At 32.1% G+C, this 2,783-nt stretch carries 3 protein-coding genes; 1 reads left to right on the top strand and 2 read right to left on the bottom strand.

The features are described from left to right. Positions 1-982: hypothetical protein (locus EZH24_RS14160; protein WP_236847155.1), on the top strand; the 982-nt coding region annotated here is incomplete at its 5' end. Positions 983-1,063: 81 nt separating this feature from the next. Here EZH24_RS14160 and EZH24_RS09845 read toward each other — a convergent pair. Next, complete coding sequence (locus EZH24_RS09845; protein ID WP_137998976.1) at positions 1,064-2,110, bottom strand: glycosyltransferase family 9 protein; 1,047 nt, start codon at positions 2,108-2,110, stop codon at positions 1,064-1,066. A gap of 21 nt (positions 2,111-2,131) precedes the next feature. Next, positions 2,132-2,758, bottom strand: coding sequence for a D-sedoheptulose-7-phosphate isomerase (locus EZH24_RS09840; RefSeq protein ID WP_137998977.1), 627 nt, complete (start codon positions 2,756-2,758; stop codon positions 2,132-2,134). Positions 2,759-2,783 lie beyond the last annotated feature (25 nt).

Here is a 2,783-nt window from a genome sequence, read left to right as displayed (position 1 = left end):
AGCCAAAAATCCATTCAAAACATTTCTTATCACATTATTATCATTAACATTGCTACTTTCAATTAGCTGTAGTAATGAAGACACAACTGGAGTCGGAGGCGATACGGGAAATAACGGCAATACGGAAGATAACTATAATTTTACCGTAAGCGAAGATTGGGGCAACAGTTATTATAATGATATAACGCTTATTAGTGAAACTTCTTCCTCAAGCGTTTATTCTGCGGGAACTATAGGCTTCAAAGTTGTTGGCGCTACGGATTATACCGTTTCAATCGAAAGCGTAACCAAATATAATATGACCTCATTGACTTTAGGAGCATCCGATTTTAGCTATAATCAATCAAGTAAAGATTTGAGATTATCAAGTTCGGGTTTAACTAAATTCCAACAATTAAAAGATAGTTTTACCGAAACGCAAAAATACTCGTATAGAATAACATTTAAAATTGCGACTTCTTCGGAATCAACAAATTTCTATGTTGATGTAAATCTAATCAAGGCTAAACTTATAACTAAAACGGAAATAGAAACTATAATGAAAACCGTAAAACGAAAAAGTGATTGGTTAATATCAGGAACTCCAAACGCTGGAGAAATAATCATTGCAGATACTTCATCATCTGATAATACGGTTAAATTTAGTTTTGCAAGCGCAAGTTTTTCTTCTTCAAGCCCTAATTTTTCTGCAACTGGAACGACTACAACAAGTTCCTCAAGCGCAACTATTGCTACAAGCAAAGCTGCGGAAACATTAGAAGGGGCTATAAACGATAACACAGAATTTGCAAAATATTTTTCAAATTTTCTTGGAGTAGAATCTTCTACTACGCCATCAGTTAGCGGTAAAGATTGCACTTTCACTTTGAAATTTAAAACATTGAAAAGCGGTCATGCATTATCAAAAGAGGTCGAGCATTTAACGACTACGGGATTAACAATTAAATTAACTTTAGATAGCAAAGCAAGTTGGCAGCAATAAAGATTAATTTATAATGATAATATTGATAAGAAATAAAAAGGCATCGTATTTATCTACGGTGTCTTTTTTTATACTCATTAGTCATTTTATATTATTTTCTATTTTCTCTATAAACCTTTTAGCTAATAATTTTGAATCTATATTTTCAATGCATATATGACTATTCGGGCAGTTTTTTCTTTTATAACATTTTGCGCATTCTATATTGTCCGCTCTGAAAACTTCCGAATTTTCCGCTATCGGTCCCACTCTAATCTCGCTTGTCGGTCCGAAAATAGCAATAAGAGGTTTTTTGAACGCGCATCCCGTATGCATCGGAAAAGAATCAACGGTTATCATTCCCGCAGAATTTTTTATCAAATATGCAAGTTCGGATAAATTAAAAATCCCAGAAGAGTCCAAAACATTATAGAAACCTTTTACTATTTCCTCGCATTCTTTATTATAGTCCGCTGTCGCCGAAACTATTATTTGTATATCTTTTAATTTTTTTATTTCCGTTATTATCTCTCTCGTTTTATTAATCGACAAATCTTTAGTTTCCCATCTTGAAAAAGGCGAAACGATTATATAATCTTTTTCTATTTCAAATTTTTTTATCTCTTTTATTTTATTGATTTTATTTTTAAAATCTTCTTCTATAGTTTCTGGCAAAAAATAATCCAAATCCGTTCCATCATCGGGGCAGTCTAAAAATTTTAAAAATGAAATCAAACCTACTATAGCGTTAATATCGACATAATAATTGCTTTTGACAAACGCCCATTTTCCTTTGGTGTATTTTTTTTTAGCCTTGCATAAATAAAGAAAAATTACGCTTCTTTCGAGTCCTTGCAAATCTATCGCAATATCGTATTTTTCTTTTCTAACTTCTTTTATATGAGAAAAAAATTCTTTTACGGTTGATAAAAATTTTGAAGGAGATTTAAAAATTTCTTTTTCGTATTTATAAATATCGAGGACATACAATTTATTTATATAAGGATTATTTTCAAGTATTCCCAAAGCTCTTTTATCGGTTACAATATCAATAGAGGCTTCGGGTTTCCATTTTTTCAAAGCTCTTATAACGGGCGTCATATGAAGAACATCGCCCAACGAAGTTTGTTTTATTAATAGAATTTTCATGATTATTTTATTTAAACAATTTTATCTATCTTCTTTAAAAAAATGTTCTTCCACTCTTATGCATAATTCATGATAAATGGCTTCATGATATTCTTGCGCGATATGAGTTTCTTTTGCGGGGGCTTTGATTGGAATATCAGCCATTTCCGACAATTTGCCTCCGTTTTCGTTTGTGAAAGATATAATTTTTATTCCCATAGCTTTTGCAAGTTTGGCGGCGTATAAAATATTTTTTGCGTTTCCAGAAGTGCTTATTGCGATGAATATGTCTCCTTTATCTCCGAAACTTAATAATTGTTGAGCGAAAATTAAATAAGGTTCTCTATCGTTCAAATACGCGGTGGAAAGAGCGAAATGCGAAGTGAGAGCCACCGCTTTTAACGGAGCTTCCAAATTATCGGCGATATATTTTCCGTCTTCTATTTTCAATAATTCTTTTCTTATATTTTTGTCAATCGGTCTTTTTTTAAGAAAACTTTTTAGCAATTCTCCCGCTATATGTTCGCTGTCGCATGCGCTTCCGCCGTTTCCCGCCGTCAAAACTTTTCCGCCTCGCTCGTAGCATTTTATAATTTCTTCAATCGCAAGTTCTATATTTTTTTTTATCGGTTCTAATTCTGGCAGTCTTTTTATTAAATTTTCTATCATAAAATATCCTTTCATAAAATATCCT

It is taken from the genome of Brachyspira catarrhinii (assembly GCF_005518285.1).
Taxonomy (GTDB): domain Bacteria; phylum Spirochaetota; class Brachyspiria; order Brachyspirales; family Brachyspiraceae; genus Brachyspira; species Brachyspira catarrhinii.
The sequence above is the reverse complement of the archived record's forward strand: the minus strand, read 5'-3'. Positions and strand labels throughout refer to the sequence as shown.